The sequence below is a fragment of the Commensalibacter communis genome (assembly GCF_947179015.1).
Classification (GTDB): domain Bacteria; phylum Pseudomonadota; class Alphaproteobacteria; order Acetobacterales; family Acetobacteraceae; genus Commensalibacter; species Commensalibacter communis.
Genome location: NZ_CAMXCM010000035.1, coordinates 1 through 354, shown reverse-complemented (window position 1 = coordinate 354; position 354 = coordinate 1). Strand labels below are relative to the sequence as shown.

General features: G+C 29.9%; 1 protein-coding gene. It reads left to right on the top strand.

Annotated elements, in window-relative coordinates:
• On the top strand, nt 1-247 hold a 247-nt coding region (locus PQG54_RS12320; RefSeq protein WP_271807742.1), incomplete at its 5' end, for a hypothetical protein.
• Between the last annotated feature and the right edge of the window lie 107 nt (nt 248-354).

The window sequence follows — 354 nt, the reverse complement described above, 5'->3', positions numbered from 1 at the left end:
GAAATATGCTGACGATGCTAAAGTAATTTATATTGAAACGATTTATCCACAATTAGTAGGGCATCCCACGATCAGTAATTACAGACAATATATTTTACCAGACCTTGTTAAGAAGGCAAAGAAATCATTATTTTGCTTAAATAATGATGCCGTAAATACAGTTTATATTAATCAGAAAAATTCCAGTGAAAGCATTACTCTTAAACCTTCAAATCCTTTTGAAGCATTAAAAATCAAAAAAATCTAATAGTTAAATCACAATCAGGCATGAGAACGGGGCGCGATATGCGTTTTTTTTTATGCCTTTTTTTGGGATAAAGGATAGTGATGTGTATAAATATGTTAATTATTTGT